At 54.3% G+C, this 3111-nt stretch carries 2 protein-coding genes and 4 tRNA genes; all 6 read right to left on the minus strand.

Annotated elements, in window-relative coordinates:
- Positions 1 to 159 precede the first annotated feature (159 nt).
- The gene (locus RWM61_RS20075) at positions 160 to 1242 is read right to left on the minus strand and encodes an LLM class flavin-dependent oxidoreductase (RefSeq protein ID WP_314004239.1); all 1083 of its coding nucleotides are present in this window, start codon (positions 1240 to 1242) and stop codon (positions 160 to 162) included.
- 75 nt (positions 1243 to 1317) lie between these two features.
- Positions 1318 to 2484: an MFS transporter gene (locus RWM61_RS20080; protein WP_314004242.1), complete on the minus strand. Its 1167-nt coding sequence runs from the start codon at positions 2482 to 2484 to the stop codon at positions 1318 to 1320.
- 179 nt (positions 2485 to 2663) lie between these two features.
- Positions 2664 to 2740, minus strand: a tRNA-Pro gene (locus tag RWM61_RS20085).
- 3 nt (positions 2741 to 2743) lie between these two features.
- A tRNA-Gly gene (locus RWM61_RS20090) sits at positions 2744 to 2818 on the minus strand.
- Positions 2819 to 2821: 3 nt separating this feature from the next.
- Positions 2822 to 2908: transfer RNA gene (locus tag RWM61_RS20095), tRNA-Leu, on the minus strand.
- Positions 2909 to 2918: 10 nt separating this feature from the next.
- Positions 2919 to 2995: transfer RNA gene (locus tag RWM61_RS20100), tRNA-Met, on the minus strand.
- Positions 2996 to 3111: the final 116 nt, after the last annotated feature.

Below are 3111 nucleotides of genomic sequence, written 5' to 3' on the forward strand. Positions count from 1 at the left end.
CTACGCCTAAACCAGAAATCTACCTAGGATTACCACGAAGTGCATAGGTCATGTGTTTTTTGCGGCGTGATAACTACTCCAGCACTTCCTGCGTGGACAGTGGGGGATTATCTCCGTACAAGGCATTGAACAATAGCGCTAGGATGCTCTATCATACGCCTATTTGCTCGTCTCTCGCCGAACGACTGGAGCGACCTTTGTCGCGAGCAACTCAATGGCCTTAGCCAATTTGGAAAAGGGAGTGCCGCCGACATCCATTTGCGCCATGAAACGGTTGTGCCCGAACAGCTCGTATTGGCGAAGCAGCTTTTCAACGATCTGCTCGGGGCTGCCGACCGCAAGCGCGCTGCCGGGATGCGCCATATGGTCGAACTCCGCGCGGGAAACAGGCCCTCTGCCCGTGCGCTTGCCCAGAAAATGACCGAAGTAGTTCGCATAGTAGGGGAAAAACTCGTCTTTGGCCTGCTGAGTCGTCTCGGCTATGAATCCGTGGCTCGAAACGGCGACCTTGAGCTCTTCCGGCCTATGACGGGATTGGACGCCCGCCGTTCGGTAAATGTCGACAAAAGGCTTAAACCGGCCCGGATCGCCGCCCAGAATCGCCATAGCCATACCTTTCCCGAGCCGACCGGCTCTCGCCGCGCTTTCAGGCGTTCCGCCGACGCCGATCCAGATCGGCAGCTCTTTGCGGGCAGGGCGCGGCGCGATCTCGGCATCGTGCAACGCGCTGCGGAATTGTCCGCTCCAGGTTACCCGTTCATTGGAATTAAGCTCCAGCAGCAGCTCGATTTTCTCCGCAAACAGCTTATGGTAATCATCGATCTCATAGCCGAATAACGGGAAGGACTCTATAAACGCTCCGCGGCCCGCCATAATTTCCGCTCGTCCGTCCGAGAGCAAATCGACCGTGGCAAAGTCCTCGAACAACCGTACGGGATCGGACGTGCTCAGAACCGTGGTGGCGCTGGTAAGCTTAATCCGTTTGGTGGCCTGGGCAATCGCTGCAAGCACGACGGGAGTGGCGGAAACGGCGAACTCCAGCGTGTGATGCTCCCCGACACCGAATACGTCGAGCCCGGCCTCGTCAGCCAGCTTGGCGGCGGCAATCATTTCCTGCAGCCGCTGCTGCGCGCTCATTGTCCGACCGGTAAGCGGATCGGGAATAATCTCACCGAAAGTGTATAACCCTATTTCGAAACCGGCTCTCCCGGTGCTGCCGGTTGTCTGCGGACTCGTATCCATTCCATCTCCCCGCTTTACTTTATTTTTGTTAGTTGATTGAATTGTACCACCTGCAAATAAAGAAAAAAAGCCCCGCTAAGGGCTGATGCTTCTGATGCGGCCGCGTCTGGAGGCAAACTGGACGAGCAGAAAACCGATGCCGGCCACCAGAGACACGCAAGCAGCGAATATATACATGCTGGCTCCGCCATAGTTGTCCTTCAGCCAACCCCCTGCGCTCGACCCGACGATCCCGGCCAGCCCCATGAAAACCATGGCAAGCACGGATTGCCCTGTCGAGCAGAGCTGCATCGGGAGAATGCGCGCCGTATAATGCACGGCTGAGAGCCAAAATACGGCGAACGTCACGATCGCCCCTCCCTGCAGCAGAAGCAGCATCCATGGTTCCGTAAATACCGTGTACAAAAACCAGCGAACGGAAAACAGAATGCCTACGACGCCGATCAAAGCAAACTCGTGGACTTTTTTCAAATAACGGTTAAGCAGAAGGAATGCGGGAAGCTCGACCCCGGCCGCAATCGCCCAACCCCAGCCGACCATCGTATCCGTTCCGCCATTGCTTAACAGATACAATCCGAACATCACATCATTCATTCTCTGTGGTATGGAGATGAGGAAAACGAGCAGAAGAAACAGCAAAAAAGTCTTGTTCTTCACAATCCCCTTAAGCAAATCGAGCGTCATGCGTTCGCCCTCCGCCGGCTCATCCCGAAGCAGCAGCATCAGAATTAAGGGGATAACCGAGACCGTGATCATAAAATAGCCCAGGTTTGATATGCCCCCTAGTAAATTCAGCACATATCCTCCAATAAGCGCCATTGACGCAAAGCCGATTGAGCCGAACATCCGTATCGACCCATAGGTTGCCCCCCTGCGCGCGGCCGATTGGATGCTGACGCTGTCGATCAGCGGGTAGGAGGGCTGCAGGAAAAAATACATCAGCAAAACGAACCAGAAAGTTAAGGCATAACTCCCGGAAGTAAACAGTCCGATCCCGAACAGAACGGCGATGCTCCAGAGTATAAAAATGACCTTCTTAACCGTTTGCAACCGATCGCTGACATACCCCCACACCGGCTGAAAAAAAATCGCCAGCAGCGAGCCGACCATCATCAGGACGCCGATCTGTGCCGACGTATAGCCTTGCCTGTCAAAATATAAAGGAAGAAAGGGCGCCGCAACGCCGTTTGTCGCAAACGCCCAAAATTGTAATCCCCGTAATGTGATAAGCTGTTTATCCAATGTCATTCCCCTATCTTGTAGTCGCCTTTCACTAGAATACACGCACAGGCAACCCAATACCAGTTAATTATTTGACAAAACAGTGTTGTTATTGGCCATGCTTGTCGCAACAACAAAAGCACGCTCCCTGTGCCGGTACCGACACCTTGAGCGTGCTGCGCGTGTATTTGTTAACAAAATGGTCGGGATGACACGATTCGAACATGCGACCCCCTGGTCCCAAACCAGGTGCTCTACCAAGCTGAGCTACATCCCGTAATGGAGCGGAAGACGGGAATCGAACCCGCGACCCTCGCCTTGGCAAGGCGATGCTCTACCGCTGAGCCACTTCCGCAAATGGTGCGGTCAAGAGGACTCGAACCTCCACGGCTGTTAAACCACTAGAACCTGAATCTAGCGCGTCTGCCAATTCCGCCATGACCGCAAAATATAATTGGTTGCGGGGGCAGGATTTGAACCTGCGGCCTTCGGGTTATGAGCCCGACGAGCTACCGGGCTGCTCCACCCCGCGTCATTACAAGCAATATGCATTTGGCTTTGCACATTGAAAACCGGATGCGAATGTAAAGTTAGCTGAAGTTCTTCCCCGCTCTCGGGGCCCCCGCAAAGTAATCGGCGTTGCTTCAA

Source organism: uncultured Paenibacillus sp. (assembly GCF_963515335.1).
Classification (GTDB): domain Bacteria; phylum Bacillota; class Bacilli; order Paenibacillales; family Paenibacillaceae; genus Paenibacillus_I.